At 53.2% G+C, this 21589-nt stretch carries 19 protein-coding genes; 8 read left to right on the forward strand and 11 right to left on the reverse strand.

The annotated features are described in order from the left end of the window. From VMX96_00950 to hisF, 5 genes are all read right to left on the reverse strand, one after another. Positions 1–330: FMN-binding glutamate synthase family protein (locus VMX96_00950; GenBank protein ID HUU62482.1), on the reverse strand; the 330-nt coding region annotated here is incomplete at its 3' end. 106 nt (positions 331–436) lie between these two features. Further along, positions 437–1576: an NAD(P)/FAD-dependent oxidoreductase gene (locus VMX96_00955; GenBank protein ID HUU62483.1), complete on the reverse strand. Its 1140-nt coding sequence runs from the start codon at positions 1574–1576 to the stop codon at positions 437–439. Positions 1577–1585: 9 nt separating this feature from the next. Further along, positions 1586–1732, reverse strand: a complete 147-nt coding sequence (locus VMX96_00960) for a HisA/HisF-related TIM barrel protein (protein ID HUU62484.1) — start codon at positions 1730–1732, stop codon at positions 1586–1588. Positions 1733–1744: 12 nt separating this feature from the next. After that, positions 1745–2746 carry an NrpR regulatory domain-containing protein gene (locus VMX96_00965; protein HUU62485.1) on the reverse strand — a complete coding sequence of 334 codons (1002 nt, stop codon included), beginning with the start codon at positions 2744–2746 and terminating at the stop codon, positions 1745–1747. 25 nt (positions 2747–2771) lie between these two features. Next, positions 2772–3542, reverse strand: coding sequence for an imidazole glycerol phosphate synthase subunit HisF (hisF, locus tag VMX96_00970; GenBank protein HUU62486.1), 771 nt, complete (start codon positions 3540–3542; stop codon positions 2772–2774). A 252-nt stretch (positions 3543–3794) separates the two neighbouring features. Here hisF and purL point away from each other — a divergent pair, with 252 nt between their 5' ends. The 5 genes from purL (at position 3795) to VMX96_00995 (ending at position 8451) form a co-directional block, all read left to right on the forward strand. After that, a complete protein-coding gene (gene purL, locus VMX96_00975; protein ID HUU62487.1) occupies positions 3795–6650 on the forward strand; it encodes a phosphoribosylformylglycinamidine synthase subunit PurL in 2856 nt (951 codons plus the stop codon). Positions 6651–6656: 6 nt separating this feature from the next. Further along, entirely contained in the window at positions 6657–7406 is a 750-nt protein-coding gene (purQ, locus tag VMX96_00980) for a phosphoribosylformylglycinamidine synthase I (protein ID HUU62488.1), read from the forward strand. Next, positions 7406–7891, forward strand: a complete 486-nt coding sequence (locus tag VMX96_00985) for a DUF488 domain-containing protein (GenBank protein ID HUU62489.1) — start codon at positions 7406–7408, stop codon at positions 7889–7891. The genes purQ and VMX96_00985 overlap by 1 nt, the downstream gene beginning before the upstream one ends. Beyond that, positions 7884–8036: a hypothetical protein gene (locus tag VMX96_00990; protein ID HUU62490.1), complete on the forward strand. Its 153-nt coding sequence runs from the start codon at positions 7884–7886 to the stop codon at positions 8034–8036. Before VMX96_00985 ends, VMX96_00990 begins: the two co-directional genes overlap by 8 nt. A gap of 274 nt (positions 8037–8310) precedes the next feature. Beyond that, positions 8311–8451, forward strand: a complete 141-nt coding sequence (locus VMX96_00995; protein ID HUU62491.1) for a DUF5679 domain-containing protein — start codon at positions 8311–8313, stop codon at positions 8449–8451. Between the two features lie 156 nt (positions 8452–8607). Here VMX96_00995 and VMX96_01000 read toward each other — a convergent pair whose 3' ends face one another. The 6 genes from VMX96_01000 to VMX96_01025 all read right to left on the reverse strand — a co-directional run bounded on the left by VMX96_01000 (position 8608) and on the right by VMX96_01025 (position 16581). Beyond that, the gene (locus tag VMX96_01000; protein HUU62492.1) at positions 8608–9792 is read right to left on the reverse strand and encodes an acetyl-CoA acetyltransferase; all 1185 of its coding nucleotides are present in this window, start codon (positions 9790–9792) and stop codon (positions 8608–8610) included. Between the two features lie 14 nt (positions 9793–9806). Next, entirely contained in the window at positions 9807–11261 is a 1455-nt protein-coding gene (locus VMX96_01005) for an OB-fold domain-containing protein (GenBank protein ID HUU62493.1), read from the reverse strand. Between the two features lie 122 nt (positions 11262–11383). Further along, entirely contained in the window at positions 11384–12556 is a 1173-nt protein-coding gene (locus VMX96_01010; protein HUU62494.1) for a CaiB/BaiF CoA-transferase family protein, read from the reverse strand. A 37-nt stretch (positions 12557–12593) separates the two neighbouring features. Beyond that, complete coding sequence (locus VMX96_01015) at positions 12594–13511, reverse strand: 4Fe-4S binding protein (protein ID HUU62495.1); 918 nt, start codon at positions 13509–13511, stop codon at positions 12594–12596. Between the two features lie 59 nt (positions 13512–13570). Continuing rightward, positions 13571–14584: an NAD-dependent epimerase/dehydratase family protein gene (locus VMX96_01020; GenBank protein ID HUU62496.1), complete on the reverse strand. Its 1014-nt coding sequence runs from the start codon at positions 14582–14584 to the stop codon at positions 13571–13573. Between the two features lie 140 nt (positions 14585–14724). Beyond that, on the reverse strand, positions 14725–16581 hold the full coding sequence (locus VMX96_01025) for an aldehyde ferredoxin oxidoreductase family protein (GenBank protein HUU62497.1): 1857 nt from the start codon (positions 16579–16581) through the stop codon (positions 14725–14727). 478 nt (positions 16582–17059) lie between these two features. Here VMX96_01025 and VMX96_01030 point away from each other — a divergent pair, with 478 nt between their 5' ends. From VMX96_01030 to VMX96_01040, 3 genes are all read left to right on the forward strand, one after another. Next, positions 17060–18787: an NAD(P)/FAD-dependent oxidoreductase gene (locus tag VMX96_01030; GenBank protein HUU62498.1), complete on the forward strand. Its 1728-nt coding sequence runs from the start codon at positions 17060–17062 to the stop codon at positions 18785–18787. A gap of 15 nt (positions 18788–18802) precedes the next feature. Then, a complete protein-coding gene (locus VMX96_01035) occupies positions 18803–20452 on the forward strand; it encodes an NAD(P)/FAD-dependent oxidoreductase (protein ID HUU62499.1) in 1650 nt (549 codons plus the stop codon). Between the two features lie 283 nt (positions 20453–20735). Next, a partial coding sequence (locus VMX96_01040) for an FAD-dependent oxidoreductase (protein ID HUU62500.1) occupies positions 20736–21589 on the forward strand: 854 nt, incomplete at its 3' end.

Here is a 21589-nt window from a genome sequence, read left to right on the forward strand (position 1 = left end):
GCCGTAATCTGTCTCTGTATTTACGTCTGCGAAAATTGCAGTATCGGGACCGCCGACAACACCGGCGGGGAGTCCCTCAGCTCCTAAGGCATATCCCTGGATATTAAGATGTGAGTAATCAACCGGATAATCTTTGTCTCCCCCTGCAGTGATTTCACCGAAGGGTCCGGGATAGATGAGTTCTCTGCCGCGGAAGGTTGCCTTGAACACCTCACAGTTTCCGGTGCAGCCATCAAGGCATCGGGCGCATAGCCCACTCATGGGCACTACATCTTTGGAACGATTGGCAGTTCTAGTGGCATCACTTGCGTTTGGTCGTCGCAGATTCATTCTGTAGCTCTCCTTTACTTGATCATATTTCTATATATCCTTAAATTGGTATCGACTCATTTAATTTCCTTAAATATATCTACTCCTCCTTGTACATGTTTTTCATTCATAATATCTCCTTTACCATGCTTTCAACATATCTTGCGATCGCCGGTGCGCTGGTTAAACCTGGCGATTCGATGCCGATCAGGTTTATAAATCCCGGTAGGCCTCTGTCCTGCTCATGTCTAATCACGAAGTCCCGAAAATCGTCTCCCGGGCCTTGAAGCTTGGGCCTGATACCCGCCATTTCCGGCTCCAGGTCATCACTCTCTATAAAAGGGAGAAAGGCCTTAACCGAGCTATAGAAAAGTCCTCTTTGTGACTCATCAATCCTGTAGTCGATTTCATTTACGTATCGGGCATCTGGCCCCAACCGCATCCTCCCTTCAAGGTCCAGGGTAGCATGGATTCCCAGCCCCCCTCTACTAGGCTGGGGTACCGGATAGATGAGCCTTTTAATTAACCTGTTTTTACGGTTACCTACACTGAAATATTCCCCTTTGCAATAGAACAGTTGATACCCTGCTTTGTTTATATCTATTCCCCCAAGCTGTGCTATTCTATCGGAGTATAAGCCAGCACAATTTATCAGGATTTCTGTTTTAAACGGAAAGGATCCGGAGCCATTCTCTACCGTCACCTCATATCCATCAGAGAGCTTCTCTATTCCAATAACATTTGACTTGTAGGCTATTTTGGCACCTGCTCCTTGCGCCTTACTGAGAAAGTACCTCATCAAAGTGTGTGAGTCCATGGTCCCGCTCGAAGGGGAGAAAATGGCAGCCACCGCTTCGATATTTGGTTCCAGTTTGTTAATCTCACCCCTTGAAAGCACTTTAAGTCCCCTAGCTCCATTCCTTCTTCCCCGTTCCAGTAATTCCTCCAATTCCCCCACCTCCTCATCCTCGGTCGCTACAATGAGTTTGCCTGTCTTCCTATGGCCTATTCCATACCGCCGGCAAATTTCGTACAGCATGGCATTGCCGTCAACACACGTCTCCGCCTTCAACGAACCTTCAGGGTAATAAATGCCTGCATGGATGATCTCGCTATTCCTACTGCTCGTCTCTTTCCCAAAAGTCTCGTTCTTCTCCAGAATATAAACGTCCTTGCCCTTGCCAGATACTTGAGCCGCCACGGCCAACCCCACTACCCCCGCTCCGATTACCGTTATTACAGCTCCAGGTGTTGCCCTGCCAGACATATCATTACCCTATTTTGATGAAACCAGGAAAACCAGCTCATTTGCGCCCTCTAGGTAATAGGCCTGTGCAGCCACTAACTGGTCCATAGCATCCCTCAGTTCGATAAACTTAATCCCCTTGACTACCCCGCCATCCTCTACATCCAGGCAGGGCATGACCTTGACCTCTTACATCGACAGGTCCTCTAGTTTGGTTAAATCCTGGTACTCCATTACAGCGCTCATGGCATGGCTCTCGGCCTCTATGCCAGCCTCCACAGCTGCAGCCACCGGATTGAGTCCCCCCAAAATGATTACGCCGATCTTGTTCAGATCCACCGGGACCTCCCCCACCGACTGGCTGGTGTCCCCCATAATCAGCAATCCACCAAACCCGGCTTTGCTTAGACCGGAGATGACTGCTTCGGCTAGAGGCCGGCATAAAGCCGGTATCTGCCGAAAGTTGGCCAGCACCTTCCCTTCACCCCTACTGGCTACCTGCCCAACACTGGTCATCCTGCTGGTGATGAATATCTCCGAGGGGTCTAGAGAAGAACCTGAATACTCGATTAGATCGACAAACCGAAATGACTTTTTACTCCTCATCTGTAACAGACCACCGAATTTCGAATCCATCGGGATGCCTGCCTTTAGCAAAGCCCCGTTAATGATAATACTACATACTGTAGCGAAGCCAATCTTGCCTTCAGGAACGGTTGTCCCAACTAGCCTTTCCCCCTCACTCGCTACAGCCACCAGGTCACTTACACATATTCCTGCTTCGAAGGCCACCCTCATAATCTTTAGTGCTTTTTTAAATTGCTCCTTGGGGAAAAGGGTGATATTGACCGGGACTCTACCGCAGCGCTCCTCCCAATTGAATGTTGTCTGAAAAGCAAGTAGCTCGATCTTACTTATTACGAAGCCGACCTTGTCACCCACCATAGCGCTCTTTAGCTCGTCTATGCCCGACTGGGTAACTAACCTCCCATCCCTTCCGATCAGCCGGGTAAGACCCCTCTCATCCATGAACTTGAGGTGGTACCTTACCGCCCGCTCACCAAGATCGATGCCATAATCACTGAGTCGCCGTGCAATCACCCTGGCCCCCAGAGGCTCTGTGGACTCGCTCAGTATCTTGAGGATGGTAGCTACCTTTCTTTCTACTTCGTGCCGCTCATACCCTATCACTTTACATACCCCCGGAAAACCACTACTAAACCCTTACCGCTATCCCTCTATCCGCCAGGTACTTCTTTGCCTGAGGTATCGATATTTCCCCAAAATGAAAAACGGATGCACACAGAACTGCCGAGGCCTTGCCCACAACTACCGCTTCATAAAGGTGCTCAAGCTTGCCAGCGCCGCCCGAGGCAGTAACCGGAATATCCACCGCCTCGGCAACAGCTTTTGTCATCTCCAGATCATAGCCCTCCTTTGTGCCATCGGCATCCTTGCTTGTTAGTAAAATCTCTCCTGCACCCAGTTTCTCCACCTTCCTCGCCCACTCCACAATATTAAGCCCCGTCCCTTCATTGCCACTCTTTATTACTACCTCAAGCCGCGGAAGGTTGCTACCCATTGTATTCTTCCTGCCATCAATGGCAACAACTAGCTTCCCCCTCCCAAATCTCCTGGCAGCTTTCTCTATAAGCTCAGGATGCTTCACCGCAGCGGTATTAATTGAGACCTTGTCCACACCCAGGTTGAACAACTCCTCCATATCTACAATACTCGCAACACCACCGCCAACGGCAAAGGGAACAGTAACCACATCGCAGACCCTCTTGACCCACTCTATCCTCGTCTTTCTATCCTCCACAGTAGCAAAGATGTCCAGGAAAACCAGCTCATCTGCCCCCTCGAGGCAATAGGTCTGCGCTGCCTCCACCGGGTCCCGGGCATCCCTCAAGTCAATAAACTTTATCCCCTTGACTACCCTGCCATCCTTTATATCCAGGCAGGGTATGATCTTTACCTCTTCCACAGTGCATGCCTCCACAATTTTTATCCCCCACTGAATGCTGCAGCCACATATCTACTAAACGGCAATAGGTTGCCGTTTAGTAGATTAGCATTGCACGTGAGCTTTGTCAAGAGATTATTGATGGGAAATTTCGATCAATTTTTCCTCTTAAAGGTGCTCTTACAGCTACGAACGTACAAACCATTGCCTGCTTCCATGGATTGATGTATCATAGTCTCGAATACAATCCACACCCACCACAAGGAGAATCCCTTGTTTTTTATCGCTGTCTGGGTAAAGGCAGGTCTCCCCGACCCAAGGGGAGATGCACTGCAAAAGGACATCCAAGACCTTGGAATCATCACGGTGACACAGGCCAGGGTCAGGGACATATATCTACTGGAGGGCAGGTTATCCGAAGCTGAGGTGGATCGAATCTGTCAGGAGCTACTGGCTGATCCTGTGGTCCAGGAGTATGGCTATGGTGAAGCACCCACATCCCCGGGCCAGCAAGCTCATGTCATCGAGGTTGCTTACAACCCCGGCGTCATGGACCCCGTAGAGGAGAGCATTAACAAGGGAATCCGTGACCTGGGCATCTCCACCGTTGACCGGGTAAAAACGGCTAAAAGATACTTCCTATGGGGTGAGCTATCCAAGCAGGAGCTTGAAACCATCTGTGATAAGCTGCTGGTTAATCCGGTTATCCAACACGTGGTCACGAGGCGGGAGGCGCTCTCCCTGCCGCCTGCCACCTATGATTTCTCTCTTGAGTCCATCGAACTACTGGGGCTAGACGATGCAGCGCTAACGGAGCTCAGTAAAAACAGGCTCTGGTTGAATTTGAGCGAAATGAAGCGTATCCAGGGCTATTTCTCCGGGTTAGGCCGCAACCCCACGGATATTGAACTGGAAACCCTGGCGCAAACCTGGTCCGAGCACTGTGTCCATAAAACATTTAAGGGAAAGATAAAGCTGGGACAGCTAGTTATCGACAACCTGCTTAAGAGCACGATCATGAGGGTTACAGATGAACTGGATAAGCCCTGGTGCCTTTCGGTCTTTGAGGACAACGCCGGGGTAATAGATTTCGACGGCCGCTACGCAATCTGTTTCAAGGTTGAGACGCACAATCACCCCTCAGCGGTGGAGCCCTATGGCGGAGCATCTACGGGAATCGGCGGGGTTATACGCGACCCGCTTGGCACTGGGTTGGGATCAAAACCCATCCTGAACACCGATGTGTTCTGCTTTGCCCCACCCGATCTCCCCTACCAGAGTCTGCCCCCGGGTGTGCTCCACCCCCGCCGCATTTTCAAAGGGGTCCGCGCCGGGGTAGCCGACTATGCCAACCGCCTCGGCATCCCCACGCTCAATGGTGCTATACTCTTTGACGAAAGGTATATAGGCAATCCCCTGGTTTTCTGCGGCACAATAGGGCTACTACCCAAGGGCATGAGCCAACGCGGTCAGCAACAACCGGGTGACCTGGTAGTCCTTGTGGGTGGGAACACCGGGCGTGACGGGATCCACGGGGTTACCTTCGCCTCGGGAGAGCTTACCGCAGACTCCGAGGCAGTTTCTTCCAGTTCTGTTCAGATCGGCAATCCAATGGTGGAGAAAAAGCTCATCGATGTCCTGCTTAAGGCACGGGACCAGAGGCTATATCGGCGAATTACCGACTGTGGCGGGGGCGGGCTCTCATCAGCAGTGGGTGAAATGGCCCGAGAGACCGGGGTGCGCGTTTATCTGGAACGTGTCCCCTTGAAATATACCGGTCTCTCCTATACCGAGATATGGCTATCCGAATCACAGGAGCGGATGGTTCTGGCCGCCCCTCCAAGCGCTGCTGACCAGTTGATCCACCTCTTTGCGAGCGAGGATGTAGCAGCGACGGTCATTGGCGAATTCACCGATAACCACCGGCTTCAGCTTTTCTATAATGGCGATCTAGTTGGCGACCTCGATATGGAGTTCCTGCATAACGGTTTGCCGCAACTGTATAGAGAGGCAGTTTGGGAGACACCGCATCATGCTGAGCCCGATTTTCCTGAACCACCTGACTTGGGGAAAGAGCTACTAAGTATCCTGCGCTCGTGGAATGTCTGCAGCAAGGAATGGGTTATCCGCCAGTACGACCACGAGGTGCAAGGTGGCAGTGTGCTCAAGCCCTTAGTAGGTGTAAATAGCGACGGCCCCGGAGATGCCGCCATTATTAGGCCGTTACTCGATTCGGACATGGGTATAATCGTCTCCAATGGCATCAATCCTAAATACGGGGACATCGATCCCTACTGGATGGCTGCCTCCGCCATAGACGAGGCATTGCGGCAGATAGTCGCCGTGGGAGGCAGCCTGCGGAGGGTGGCGCTCTTGGATAACTTCTGCTGGGGCAATCCGGAAAAGCCCGACCGGCTGGGCAGCCTGGTGCGGGCGGCGCAAGCCTGCTATGATATGGCGATTGCCTATGAGACCCCCTTCATATCTGGCAAGGATAGCCTATATAACGAGTATGAGACGAAGAAGGGTAGCATATGTATTCCACCTACGCTCCTCATCTCGGCAGTAGCAGTGATGGAGCAGGTAGAACGGGCGATTTCTATGGACTGTAAAAAGGAAGGCAACCTGATCTACATCGTCGGCACGACCTATGATGAACTGGGTGGCTCTCACTACTACGGCATTCACGGCTTTGTTGGCAATAATGTGCCCCGTGTGAACCCCAGGAGGGGAAAAAGGCTGATGGATGCCCTCAGCGCCTCCATCGACAAAGGCCTGGTGAGGGCGTGCCATGATCTGAGCGAGGGTGGTCTGGGGGTGGCTGCCGCCGAGATGGCCTTCGCCGGGGAACTCGGAATGGGTATCCACCTGGCGAAGGTACCGCTGGGTAGCCTCATGAATAGGGATGATCTCATTCTCTTCTCTGAGTCAAATACCCGCTTTTTACTGGAGGTAACACCTAAGGACAGGCACCAGTTCGAGAAAATGATGGCCAGGTTCGATTGCGCCGCCATCGGTAAGGTTACAAGCGATAGAATCCTCAAGATCTATGGTCTGAGTGGAGAGCAGGTTCTTTCCACGCCGCTTGCCGAACTCAAAGAGGCCTGGCAGAACCCGCTTCGCTGGTAGTATGTAATGGCTAGGGTGAAGACACTGATACTACGCGCCCCGGGGACAAACTGTGACGGGGAAACAGCGTTTGCCCTTGAACAGGCTGGATCACAGGTCGAGTCAGTACATATTAACGAGCTTGTACGAGTCCCCGAACTCCTTTTTCATTACCAGATAATGGTCATCCCCGGTGGTTTTACCTATGGCGATGACATCTCAGGCGGTAAAATCCTGGCCAATGAACTAAAGTTGAAGCTGGGCGATGAGATACGAAAGTTCGTTGCGGATGGAAGGCTCATCCTTGGGATCTGCAATGGTTTTCAGGTCATGGTGAAAGCGGGGATTCTGCCCCAATCATCGCCATTAACCCTGGCAGGCAACGATTCGGGCCGGTTCGAGTGCCGCTGGGTATATCTCCGCGTCAATGAGAACAGCCCCTGCATATTCACCCGGGGGATAAGCACCATGTACCTACCTGTGGCTCACGGTGAGGGTAAGGTGGTAATGATTGAAGACGGGATGCTAAATGTCGCCCTATATTACGCCGATGAGAATGGAAATATTAACGCGGGCTATCCCTATAATCCAAATGGCTCAATAGACGATATAGCCGGCATCTGCGATGCTTCGGGGCGTATTTTTGCGCTAATGCCGCATCCGGAGCGCTTTGTCCGCTGGTCGCAGCACCCGCGGTGGACAAGGGAGCCAGCTAGAGAACGTGGGGACGGCTTTCGCATCTTTTTAAACGCCGTGGCATGGGCCAAAACCATTTGATGGCACTTGAGGGAACCATTTACACTATCGGCACCAGCACTCGCTCCGCGGAGGATTTCACGCGGCTGCTCACCAGCCGCGACGTAGCAGTTGTAGTCGACGTGAGGAGGTTCCCCTTCAGCAGGTTTGAGCACTTCTCTAGTGAAAATTTTTCCAGATTTTTACGACATGCCGACATCGATTACGTCCATATGGGGGAAGTGCTGGGAGGCTACCGTCGCGGGGGTTACCAGGCCTTCATTACCTCGTCCGAGTTCAGTGAGGGCATGGACAAGCTCATCCAAATAGCCGATAGAAGTATTGTAGCTTTGGTTTGTGCCGAGCGCCTCCCCTGGCGTTGCCATCGCCGCTTTATCGGTGCCGAGCTTGAGAAACAGGGATGGCGAGTTATCCATATTATTGACGAAGATAGGGATTGGCAATCAAAGAGAACTTCTGTGGGTAGAAGGAGCGCTCCCAGTGTGAGCAGATCAAAATATGTTTGAGACAAGGTTTACCAAAATGCTGGGAACCAAATATCCCATTATCGGCAGAACCATGGCATCCATCAGAGACGCTGACTTTGTAGCCGCTATTTCCAACGCATGGGGAGTAGATATGGTCTATATCATGTTCCAAACTAAGGAGTAATTCGCAGCGGCCATCCATCATGTATAGACCGCTGAAAAAGAGGTGCCCCCGAGGCCGACAGGTCGGCCGACACTTCGGCCTATAATCGGGGCCGGGGGTCTCCCCGATGTATCGGGGCAGCTTTAAAAAGTCCCCCAAGATGGGGGGATTAGTGGGTTGATTGAGACTATTTCAGCAGTCTCATTTAGAGCAAAATACAAATTTCTACGCCAAACCTATTGACAGATGGGCCTAAACGTGCTAGTCTCTGGTCAAATTTCCAAAGGAGGGTGTAATGCAAGCATACTGTATGAAGTGCCGGAAGAAGGTAGAGATCAAGAACCCAAGGTCGATAACAATGAAGAATGGGCGCCCAGCAACTCAGGGCAACTGCCCAAATTGCAACACCAAGGTATTTCGAATAGGCAAGTCATAAGATCGCTTTGTAGCGTTCCCAATTTAAAACGATACCGATAATCGATGTCTCAAATCTGGCAATTTATCGCCGGAATGTGATATTTCGGTTAAGAGGTGATTTATTATCGCTCCTGCGTCGAAGTGCTTGTAATATGGCGCAGGAGCGATATCATTTTTATGCTAGCCCTACGATGGCAATTGCGACTGTGCAAGCCGGTGGCATCCCCCCCATGTTATGGGTCAACCCTAACTTGGGGTTCTTTAACTGCCGTGGGCCGGCCTTTCCCTGAAGTTGCAGATACATCTCATATATCATCCTCAGCCCGCTAGCACCGACGGGGTGACCAAAACATTTGAGACCACCATCAGGCTGCACCGGCAACCCTCCATCGATATCGAAGAATCCACTCTCGATGTCATCCCTCATATGTCCACGCTTACTGAACTGGAGATCCTCCATAATCGTGGCCTCGGTTATTGAGAAGCAATCGTGGACCTCGGCCATGCTGATCTCCTCGCGCGGATTCTTTACTCCCGCCTCGGCATAGGCCGCCAGCCCAGCGCGATATGTCTCCTCCACATGGGTGAAGTCGTAATCGTTCCTCACCGGGCCTTCGGCAGGGCCCACGCACATCTGTACTGACTTAATGTAGACTGGATCAGTCCTGAACTTCTTCGCATCCGCGGCGCGCACTACAATAGCAGCTGCTCCGCCATCGCTCACGCCGCAGCAGTCGAAGAGACCCAGCGGCCAGGCAATTATCGGGGCGTTCATTACCTGATCAATGGTAAGCTCTCGGTGAAAATGGGCTTTGGGATTCATATTGCCATTATGATGGCTCTTAACCGAAACATGTGCCAGCATCCTCTTTCCCTCGTCCGGGCTGAGGTTGTAGCGGTCGAAGTACCTGGTTGCCAGCATGGCAAAGATGGCCGGCGCGGTGGTGGCCACACCTCCCACGCCCGCAGTACCCCCCGGGGCAGTGGAAATGAGGCCAGCGATGCCCATGTCCTTCAGCTTCTCCGCGCCCACCGCCAGTGCGATATCAACCGCGCCGCAGGCTACCGCATAGGCAGCATTTCGCAGCGCGTCTGTGCCGGTGGCGCACATATTCTCCACCCTGGTTATCGGCTTATACTGGAGCCGGAGGCCGGCCAGACCCAGCCCGGCCATTCCGCTCACCTCCTGCCAGTTCCCCACCCAGGCCGCGTCGATATCCTTGGGCTCGACCCCCGCATCCTCATAGGCCTCATAGGCAGCATCGACCATCAGGTCGCTGGAGCTCTTATTCCATAGCTCACCAAACTTGGTGCAGCCCATTCCAATTATGGCTATCTTATCCTTTATACTCTCTGCCATTTCACCCTCCTTTCTTAGCCTCTTACCGGCCGCGCTTTCCAGTAGTAGTTATGTATCCCGCGGTCGAAGTACATCTGCCGTAATACCATCTCCACCGGCATGCCCACCTTAACCTGATCCGGGTCACGATCGGTGAGCTCGAACCACCCGCGGCCACCGCCCTCGAAGTCTATGAACACAGGTGAGCCCGGCGGATCAATAACGTCCGCCAGTTGGTCGAGAGAATAGGTGAAGATATGGCCTTTCTTGTCGGAGAAGCGGTAATCCTCAAACTGATCCTTGGCCTGGCAGTAGTAGCACACCCTGATGGGCGTCATGCCGCCCACGCCGAAAGGCATCTGGTACTGTACATTGCCACAGACCTTGCACTTATCTCCGTAAAGGCGAAGGACTTCCTTACGGCTTCGCTTCAGCGCTGTCAGTGAAGTGTAGGGAATCTCCGGCCGGCGGGCGCGCTCCACGGTAACCAGGCCACGCCATCGAAGGTAGGTGGCATAATTGGTGAGTACCCGCTTCGATGCCAGGTAACCCTTGGTGGCACACCGGTCGCGCACCTTCTTATTCTTAATCGCATCCGTTACCTCGATGAGGAAGGCATCGGCACCGTTTCCATAGTTGGCAAAGAGGATCTTGTCACCTGGCTTGGCCTCTTCCAGAGCGGCGACAAGCATCATCATGGCCATCGCAGTCCCCGTATTGCCCACCGTCATAAAGAATGGCTCCTGGATCTGCTCCATGCCGAAGCCGAGCCCTACTGTCAGCTTCCCGTGCCTTCTTATATCGATAGGGGCACTAACCACTACCTTAGCGAAATCCTTGGCTTCAAGCTTATTTTTCTTCATCAACCCGGACATCGCCTGTGGAAGAATAGCTGAGTAGCCCTCATCGAGAACCATCCTATCCTCCCAAGAACGTATAAAGGTGTCACCATCGGCGCGCCACTCCCCAGCGAATTCGTCGGATACGAAGTAGTGGTCTGAAATAGCGGCTATAACATTCTTGTCTCCAATGAGAAGTGCGGCGGCTCCGTCACCGAAGGACCCCTCGACAAAACCGCCCGGTGCCGGCATACGAGTGTCGGCGGCAGTCACAACAATGCTCTCGGCCGATCCCGCCTTGACCGCATCCAGGGCCGAAGCGATAGCGATAGTGCCGCCCCGTAGCGAGTTGGCGAAATCGGCAGTTCGGATCTCGCTCCCCATATCGAGAGCCGTGGCTATAATGGTAGAACACTGCTTCTCTTTATATGGAGAACATGTGGTAGCAAGATACAAGCCACCGATCTTCCTGGGGTCGAAACCATGTAAACAGTCGTTGGCCGCTTCCCATCCCATGGTCACCGCATCCTCATCGTAGCTGGCCATCGCCTTTTCCCCCGGTATGGGGAAACCGCCCCAGGCTTTATAGATCTCCTCCCTACTTAGCCGATTATACGGGATATAAGCTCCGTAAGAAGTAATCCCAGCCATTTAAAACACCTCCTTATACATCTTTTTTTAAAACCCTTTTTTAACAATTATGGAGGCTATCTATAGCCCCCATAAACAGTGCTCACCATTTTTGGGTTCTGCTCCACGATCAACACGGTCACCTAGCCTATCACCTCCGCCTTAAATAGCTCATCTATGCGGGCCTTGTCGTAGCCGAGCTCGAGCATGATCTCCTCAGTGTGCTGCCCGAAGCGGGTGCACCAGTTCCTTACCTCGACCGGGGAATCCGAGAGCTTGTGCATCGAACCGACCTGCCTCACCCGCCCCATTGTTGGATGATCCGCTTCAATAATCATGCGGCGAGCGGTCAACTGTGGATCAGATTCCAGCTCGTCAATGTCATAGACCGGGGCAACACACGTATCCTTCTGACGCAGCAAGGCGACCCACTCATCCCTCGTTTTGGTCAGAAAGGTCTCCCTGAAATGGTTGAATATCTCCTCCCGCTTCTCTCCCTCGGCAAACTGATGTTCAATGAAACGCTCGCAACCCAGAAGCTCACACAGGTTAGTAAAGAACCACGGCTCTAGCACGCCTATGCTTATGTACTTTTTGTCCTTGGTCTGGTATACATTATACCAGGGATAGTGACCGGTAAACATCGTTTTGCCTCTTTCGGGGACCATTCTATTGTATAGATAAGGACTTATCTGTATGGAGGTTGCTTCCACCACCGCGTCCGTCATGGACATATCCACAAACTGCCCCCTGCCCGTCCTCTCCCTGGCCATCAATGCTGCCAGAATCCCGATAGCCGAAGACATTCCACCGGCAGCGAAGTCTGCAATTACGGTACCCGGAATAACCGGCGCACCGTCCGCAGGCCCTGTCATCCCCAATAGCCCACCGATCGATATATAGTTAATGTCATGCCCCACCAGGTCACGGTAGGGCCCATCCTGCCCGTAACCGGTCAGTGAGGCATACACAACCCGCGGGTTGATCTCTTTAATGGTATCGTAGTCAACCCCCAAGCGTTTCACCACCCCCGGCCGGAACCCTTCCATCACCACGTCAGCGCTTTTGGCCAAATGGTAGAAAATATTGCGGCCTTCTTCCGCCTTTAGATTAAGCCCTATTGCCCTACAGTTCCGGAATCCGGGCTGCATAGCCGGATCGAATAAGAACATGACCGGTCCGCCACGGCGTTCGGGATGAGCCTCATAGACCTTTATCACATCGGCACCGAGATCGCCCAACATATTGGCGCAAAAGGGTCCTGGCCCAAGCCATGCCATATCAATTATCCTTATCCCTTCAAGAGCAAGTGCCATTTTCACTAATCCCTCATTTAAACTGAATTCTCCGCTCCTACGCCGTTTTGCTCATTAATTCGGCTAAATCCAGAGGTTCACCCTTGGATGGTTCTCGCTTAAGACTGATAGCGCCTATGGGGCAAACGTCCTCACAAACGCCGCAGCCCATACACTTTACCTGGTCAACCATAGCTACCTCATCACCCATGCTGAGCGCATTGAAAGGGCAGCAGTCATCGCAACTACCACACCCGTTACAATCATCACTCACGTGAGCAAGATAACCCGAGGGCGCGAGAATAGGGATTGAACCCTCCAACTGGTTCCACATCTTTACTCCGAGGCAGCAACAGCTGCAACAATTGCAAAGGAAGTAAAACCTCTCGCCAACATCTTTCTTAAAATAGGCACAATGAACGTCACCTCTCTCATGTGCCGCTTCCAGGATACTCACCGCTTCCTCTTGAGAACTCTTGCGGAACGATGGGTTATGTTCAGCAATGAAGGAAGCAAATGGCTCCCCTATAATGAGGCAAACCTCCATTGGCGGGGGAAGGCAGGGTTTTTCCGAAACTTTGCGACAGGCACACGCTCCAACTGCAATCGACTGGGGGTTCATAAGAATTATATCTTTGGCTATCTTAAACGGGATCACCTGCTCGGGCGTGATTAAAGACAGGTCCGTTTTCTGGGTAACCAGCTGTATGGCGTCCTTTAACTTCATCACTTTCCCGTGATAGGTACTAGTAGCAAGATCCGGCGCCGTCTCCGCAACACGCTGGATGGAGGCCTCAAGCATCTCATCTATGTCTTTCTCGGGCAGCTCCACACGTTCCTTGGTGGGCAGACCGCATGCTTGGAGCGCATGGTACACAAAGTGTTCAAGATACTTCAGGTAAATATAGGCAGGGAAGAAGTCACTCTTGTCCTCTTCAGAGTAGAGATCATACAGCGCTTTGGTCGAATCATCCATCACTTACCACATTCTAAAACCACGTTGATTCATAGTCTTATAACTGACTACTAGCGGAATTATTTCTTCTCTTGCGATCGCCGCCACTGGACGTATAACCTGCAGCCCTCCTCTAACGAGACCTTGGGCTGCCATCCCAGATCCCTCCTCGCTTTGGAAGCATCGATGTGCATCCCCTGGTTGAGAAACCGTGCACCAGAACGGGTTAGATACGGCAGTTCCTTCTGCCGTTTCAACCGCGCCCACCCCTCCATCGATGCGCACCATAAGTAGCCGACTAAGTACGGTATAGTTATCTGAATCTTGCGCCCGCCTATAGCTCGTATCATGGCATTGCCATAATCACGAAACCAGATCACCTCCGGGGGAGCAATATTATATATCTCTCCAACCGCCTTATCGCTGGTGGCAGCAAGAATGATACAGTCAGCCACATCACTAACATGCACTATGGCCGTTCGGGGATTCGCCTTCCCCGGCCATACTACAATGGGCACGTTGAATTGACGGTAGGATTTATCGCTGAGGAGTCTATCCCTGGGGCCATAGACCATAGACGGCCTGACCACGGTGACCGAAATCTTTCCCTGTTTGTGCCATTCAAGAGCTAACTTCTCAGCCTGCAGCTTGGCATGGTCATAGAAGGTATCGTATCTGAAAGTAGATATCCCACAGGGTGTTGACTCATCGGCGGGTGTTTCCCCATAAGACTCCTCACCCATCACAGTGCTGGAACTGATATAGACAAAGCGGGAGACCCCATCCTCGGCACTGGCCCTAAGCATATTCTCGGTACCCCTTACGATGCAACACTCGAAGTCCGGCCATTCCCCCCACCCCGGCATCACCCTAGCCGCAGCATGAAAAACCACCTCCACCCCATCAACCGCGGGGCAGAGGCTATCACAATCCTCAACGTCGCCGAAGACAATCTCAGCCCCTGTAGTCTTCAAGTGACTAAGGTTGGATGTCTTGCGGGCCAGCGCACGCACCTCATGGCCCTTCTCGAGCAAGCGTTCAACAATATGGCTCCCCAAAAATCCCGTGGCTCCAGTAACCAGCGCCTTCATCATGCCCTCCTTAGCGAACCGCAGTTGTCTCTACGCCAATTAGCCTCCCCTTGCTCACACCACCCTACCGCCACTTCAAGGGAGAATAGCGCAGGATTAAGAGCAACCCAGAAGCCCGGCATTACCCTTCTAGAAAAAAGCGGCTACTTATAAAGCTTGGCAGCAAGATCGGATAGCCCCAGTTTATCCAGCTTCTCCTTTAACGGACGGCCGTTAGCATCCAGACCCCTTGCCTTGTAGTAATCCTTCAACATGAGTTCTACATTGGGCACAGAGCCCGCAGCCCCGCCATCAGGGTGTGGAGTCAGTATTCGCTTGGGCATTCGGTCATCCGCAGCCGTGACGCCCATGAGATTATTCAGACCCCTCTGGAGCATCCAGATACGTTCGCCACATCCCATGATCTCGTCGAGGTCGTAGTCAAAGCCTGTGACGGTCTTAAGCGCTTCGGCTATATCGGTAATACTTAGAGACATAAGGGAAAAATAGCACATCGTTACTGAATTCGACAACATCGCTATATTTTCACAAGTAACGTTCAACTCACCTTTGCCCTCGTCTGCTTTGGCATCATAGCCGCCGGTTATACCAACTTCTGGCCAGGTAGTCCAGCCAGACTCGATCGGGCCTATCGAAGATGCGACGTGACAGGCACCACGGTTGGAAGTCATGAAACTGAGGCCATGCCCATGGGTACCCCGAGCATCGTACTGAGGCATCTCAAGGCCCTTGATCTCGACTGTATAGTCCTCAGCATTCTTACCGATCTTCTTGGCTGCGCTCCGGCTGCCCTCCGCCAGCACATCGCCCAAGCCCTGCCGCTTGGCGATCTTTTCCATTATTGCCAGAACGTCATCCGGATTTCCCCATCTCAACTGGCCGCCATCGAGATCCTTGGAGGTGATAAGGCCTTTCTCAAAGCACTCCATCGCGAAGGCAATGGTGCCGCCGCAGCTTATGCTGTCCACGCCATATCTATTAGCCGTCTCGCCCATCTTCAGTATCGCGGCCAGGTCGTCAATCATAAGGAGGGATCCAAGTGCACAGATTGTCTCATACTGAGGCCCGGGCCCTTCCTCTCCCTTATAGGGTCCCTCTGCCACCCTGACAGTTCTCTTACACGCAATAGGACAGGTTAAGCAGGCATGTGGCTTGGTCAGATACTGTGCAGTAAGAGCGGTGCCACCAATCTTGGGACCGAAGGCACTACCATCCCCCACTGTAAAGTTCTTCACCGGCAGGACACCGGTTATGGCATTAACATCTGCACCCAGGGCTGTTCCGGCACTCTTAAGGCTCTGGGAGATGATGTTATCCTTGACCTTGTTAACAAGGGTCTTACGTATTTTAGCAAACTCCTCGGGGGAAGCTGCTTCAACCTTACCGGTGCCATGGACGACGACGGCCTTCAGCTTCTTGGAGCCCATCACCGCTCCCCCACCACAGCGGCCGATGAAGCCCCACTTGCCGTTCAATATGCACGCGAACTTCACCAGGTTCTCGCCCGCCGGACCGATCTCCACAACGTCCACCCTAGCCCCGTGCCGCCCTTTGATGATGTCGGTCGCTTCGTAACAGTCCTTGCCCCAAAGGTCGGCGGCATCCTTGATTTCTACTTTGTCGTCCTCGATAGAGATGTAGACAGGCTTGCTTGAGGCACCTGATATCGCTATACCGCAGTAGCCCGCCTTCCTTATCTCCGCAGCAAAACTGCCTCCAGCGGAGGCCTGCCCCCAGATACCGGTCTGAGGTGATTTGAAGGCTGCCACAAGGCGCGATGATGTAGGGAAGTTGGTTCCTGACAACGGGCCAGCCATTAGAAACAGTACGTTTTTATCGGATAAGGGATCAACATCGACGAGATCGCGGTCGAAAAAGAGTTTCGCTGCTAATCCGCTTCCCCCAATGAATTTGCGGAGCGTCTCCTTATCCACCATTGAAGTGGTAACCATGCCGGTAGTTAGATTGACCTCCAGGATTTTCCCTTGATAAGCTGCCATTTTCTACCTCCTCTCGCTAATGAATGCCTGACCGTGCGACCAGGCGAGACTGGCCTATAAATTGCGGCCAAGCCAGATGCAGAGAAAATATAACATTTACTCCAAGTGGCTGTCAAGAGACAATGGTCTTGGGTACTTGATTTTTTTTATGATGTGTTATAGGATAGTGCCGATTAAGGGTATTAAGACAGGTATATGATATAATTCCTTGACCAAGAAATGGCCGGTGTGTCGCATGTAATTTCGTATTATTAATTCCGGCGACGCTTGAAGTGTTGAACGCGAGATATACCACAATATGTAACAATTGCCCGGGGAGTGAAAAGAGACATATACTCCGTTTAATCGACAATATTAAAAACGTATTCGGAATGCAGTCCACTCCCGGCTGTATTTCGCTCCTAAAATACTAAGGTAGTATTCGGTAGTATTCCTACCTCCAGGGAAATAGTATTTGTAGCCAAAGGAGGTATAAAAAATGAGCGCGGATGAAAGATATGACATTGTTATTGTGGGTGGTGGACCCAATGGCACCACGGCGGCAGCATACCTGGCCAAGTGCGGGCTGAGCGTCTGCGTGCTGGAGGAGCGGTACGAGGCTGGCGGATCATGTGAGACAATAGAGCCCATTGCCGGGGCGCGCATCTATCCCCATGCCATGCTGATGTACGCATCGCCAGCCCCTGGATTCGAGCAGCTCGAGCTTTGGAAGTACGGCTTCCGCATGTCTTGGAGCCCTTTTGATCTTTTGAAGGCCAATAGCATTGGAATGGCTACCAGCGAAGGCCTTGTGCCATATGCTGAAAAGGACATGCTTGGCTTCGCCAAGTTGAGCGGCATGCTCGGTCAGCCCCCATTTATCAACGAGCTGCTCCGTGCCACCTTCTGGTGCCCACCCCATCCCCCCGAAGTGGAGGTGAATGCGGATACCATTCCCTACATGCAGGTATACAAGAAACACCAGCCAGATGTGTGGAGCGATGAGGTGCTCGACATGACCATGTTCGACCTCATGGATGAGCATCTGGAGAGCGAGTCCTTCAAGGTGACGCTTGCTTTCTCTGCGTGGGCGTCAGGTGCAGCCGGCCACTGGGAGGGCGTAGCCATCCCCGCCTTCCTCAGTGTTATTCTCCTCCTGTTACCCGGCAGGCTCAGCGTTCCCCGCGGCGGATTGCATGGCTATTTCCACGCTATCTTGCGCTGCGCCATCGACCACGGCGTGGTGATCCGTACATGCTGTCCAGTGGATGAGATAATTGTCCAAAATGGCCGGGCTGTGGGGGTACGCCTGAGAGACAACGCTGCCATTGGCGAGAAGACGATCTGGGCGGACAAGGCGGTGATCTCCGGGGTGGACTTCAAGCAAACGTTCAACAAGCTCATCGGGCCACAGCACCTGGACCGCAGCTTCTTGCAGAAGGTAAATGACATAAGCCTGAAGGGGGGAAGCCTCCTTGTTTCCACCTTTCATACCCACAAGCCTATCCAGTGGCGGCCTAAATTCAAGGCGATGGAAGAGATTGCGATGGGCCCCAACAAGATTCCCGCTGGTTGTGTCTTCCCCGCGGACACGCGGGAGATTTATTACGAGAGTGTAGCGGATGTAGACAGCTACAAAGGCAACCCAACTGTACCGCCGGAGAGATTGATATGGTTTCTCACTCCATCCCAGGCATGGGACCCCACCGATTGCCAGCACCACCACCCCAAGGGGCACATATCAGCAGCATTCGAGATTAATTTCACACCGCCTGAATATCACGTGGACGGTCCTGATGCTATAAATAAGGAAAAGGAGAAATGGAACGCTTACATCCGCCAGGCCATCGGTCATGCGTTCGAAGGCCTTGAGGATGACAACGTCATCCACCACTGGTCGTCAACCCCCCTTGAAGCCGAGTTTCGCAACACCGGCCTCATCGGCGGCACCTGGTGCGGCAGCCGCCACTGCGGCGACCAGCTGTGGACCCAGCGCCCCATTCCCGAGATGGCCCGCTACCGCACCCCCATCGATGGGCTCTACCACTGCAACCAGACAATGGGGCACCCCGGAGCGCTCTGTCTTATGGCAATCCCCTATAACCTGATGCACATCCTCATCGAGGACGGTATCGCCGAGCCCGGCGACTGGTGGTACCCCTCGCCGTATTACATACCGGAACAGGGAAAAATATCAGCGGTGCCCCGTAATAGAGTACAGGTATAAAATAAGGAGGAATCTATGGCAGCACAAGAAATTTTGGCGAAGCCATTTGAGGAGTTCCCCGATGTAACCGATTGGGATGTCATCATCATCGGCGGCGGCCCCAACGGTCTGATTACGGGGGCATACCTTGCCCGTGCCGGGGTGAAGGTAGCGGTGGTGGAGCGCCGCTTCGAGGTGGGGGGTGGGCTTTCGACGGAGGAGATCCTCTTCCCCTGCTACTACTCCAACGTGCACGCCATCTACCACCTGATGGTGGACTACATGCCAGTAATGAGGGACTTCAATCTGGGTCAACACGCCATTAACTGGATCAAGCCCAATGCCCAGACCGGCATGGTTTTCGCTGACGGCAAGTCCCTGCTGCTCACCCGCATGGCAGCGGACACCAAGGACTCCATCGGTAAGTTCTCCTGGAAGGATGCCAATGCCTTTGGCAGGATAATTCGCAAATGGAAAAGGATGGTAAATGAGATAGTGGGTCCCCTCACCTACCTGCCGGCAATGTCTCCCATGGACCTCTCGATCGCCCTGGAGAAAACCGAGGTCGGCCGTGAGTTGCTGGAGACCGCCGAGAGCAGCCCTCTGGAGATAATCAACGATGCATTTGAGAACGACCGCGTCCGCGCCCTACTTCTGTACGTCAGTTGCATGTGGGGGCTGGACCCCAGGGAGTCCGGTGTGGGTTTATTTGTCCCCCTCCTGATCGACCGGGGAATGAACAAGTGTTACTGCTACGGGGGCTCTCACAAGCTAGCCGGTGCATTGGAACGGGAGATCGTCAGGGGCAAGGGTATGGTCCTTGAAGCAGCAGAGGTGACAAATATCATCATGGAGAACGGGCATGTTGCCGGCGTCGAGCTAGCCGAGGGTCGAACCCTGCGCAGCAATGTGATTGTATCCAGCCTCGATCCTCATACCACCTTCCTCGATCTCGTGGGGAGTGATAACCTGCCCGGGACGTTGCAGGAAGCCGTTGAGGGTTGGGTCTATGACAAATGGAGCTTCAACACCCTGCATGTTGCCTCCGAGGAGCCGCCGCAATACAAATGCGACGACCCGTGGGTGAATGAGGCCTTCATGACCATCTTCGGCATTGAAAGCACCGACCAGTTGCTGGCACACTGGGACAATGTCGTAGCCGGCAGGGTAGATGATAATATTTTCGGCGGGCACGCCACCTGCGAGACCTTCCTCGACCCCCACATGACCCGAATGCCTGGAAAGCACGTCTCCTTCTTCCAGATGCACGCCCCTTATGAAATAGAGGGCGGTTGGGAGCGGCGGGGTAAGGAACTGGAGGAGGAGATTCTCGTCAAATGGCAGAAGGCAGCGCCCAACTTCACCCGTAAACAGATAATAAACACCAACCTCGAGACCCCGGAGGACATTGAGATCCGTTTCCCCAACATGCGCCGTGGTTCTATAAAGCACGGCGACTACCGGCCTACGCAGCTCAATACCTTCCGCCCCAACGTGGATTGCTCCGGCCACAAAACACCCGTCGAGGGCCTATACGTGTGCGGGGTCTCCACCTATCCCGGAGGCCTAGTGCTCGGCGGGTCTGGATACCTAGCCGCTAACAGGGTGGCCGAGGACATGGGTGTTAAGAAGTGGTGGAAACCTACTCCTGAGATGGAGCGTTTCACTAAGACATATATGGTATAACCACCATGAATAGTAATTATAGGGAGGATTAAGATAATTGGCCTTACTAGGCCTAAAGCGATGTTAACACTGGGCGGTTTTCTTTAAATACAAGTGCCCACTATAGACTATAGATTAGGGTTGAAAGGGGCAGGTTACCCTGGTTGATAGCCGATATGCTGGAGTTTACCGACCTGACGGAGTGCCTCCGCTCTGTGCCTTGGAGTATTGACAAGGCAGCGGGGGCTTGTTTTTTTGGCCGTAAGGCAGTAGGATATAATATCTGCGGTACTAGGAGGTAAAAATGAGTGATGCAGAAAGGTACGACGTTGTTATCATCGGTGCCGGCCACAACGGCACAACGACAGCGGCCTACCTGGCCAAGTGCGGGCTAAGCGTCTGCGTGCTGGAGGAGCGCCCTGAGTGTGGCGGAGCGCAGGAGAATACCGACCCCATTGCCGGGGTGCACATCAGTCCGCACGCAGTGGCACTATACGGGGGAGCGGCCCCCGGCTGGGAGCAGCTAGAGCTGTGGAGGTACGGCTCCCGCATGGACTGGTCAGCCCAGAGGCTAAGCGGAGAGGGATTCGCTTCAGGTACACTGTTAGGCCTGCTTTGCAAAGATGGAGTCTCCTTCGCCAGTGCAAAGGACTTTGAAGGCTGGCTCACGCTGAGTGGCACCCTCGGCGGCTTCTGCCAGGAGCTGCTGCGCGCAACCTTCTGGTGTCCGCCACATCCATCGTATGTCGAGGTAAACGCCGAGACCGTCCCCTTCATGCAGGTCTACAAAGAGCGGCTGCCACAGGTATGGACGCCGGAATTGCTGGAAATGGACATGTTCGATCTCATGGACGAGCATATGGAGACCGAGCCCTTCAAGATATACCAGGCATACATAGCCTGGATGTCGGGGGCCGCCGGTCACTTCGAAGGTATGGGCATCCCCGCCTTGGAGAGTGTGGTAGCCGCCACACTGTACACGACAGGAGCTGTCCCCATGGGCGGCATACACGGCTTCTACCATGCCCTCATCCGCTGCGCTATAGCCCATGGCGCAGTTTTTCGCACATGCTGCCCGGTGGATGAAATAATCGTAAAGAACGGTCGAGCCGTGGGGGTGCTCCTCAGGGATAATGCAGCCTGGGGCAACAAGGTCAT

The organism is Dehalococcoidia bacterium, assembly GCA_035528575.1.
In the GTDB taxonomy this organism is placed as follows: Bacteria; Chloroflexota; Dehalococcoidia; order E44-bin15; family E44-bin15; genus DATKYK01.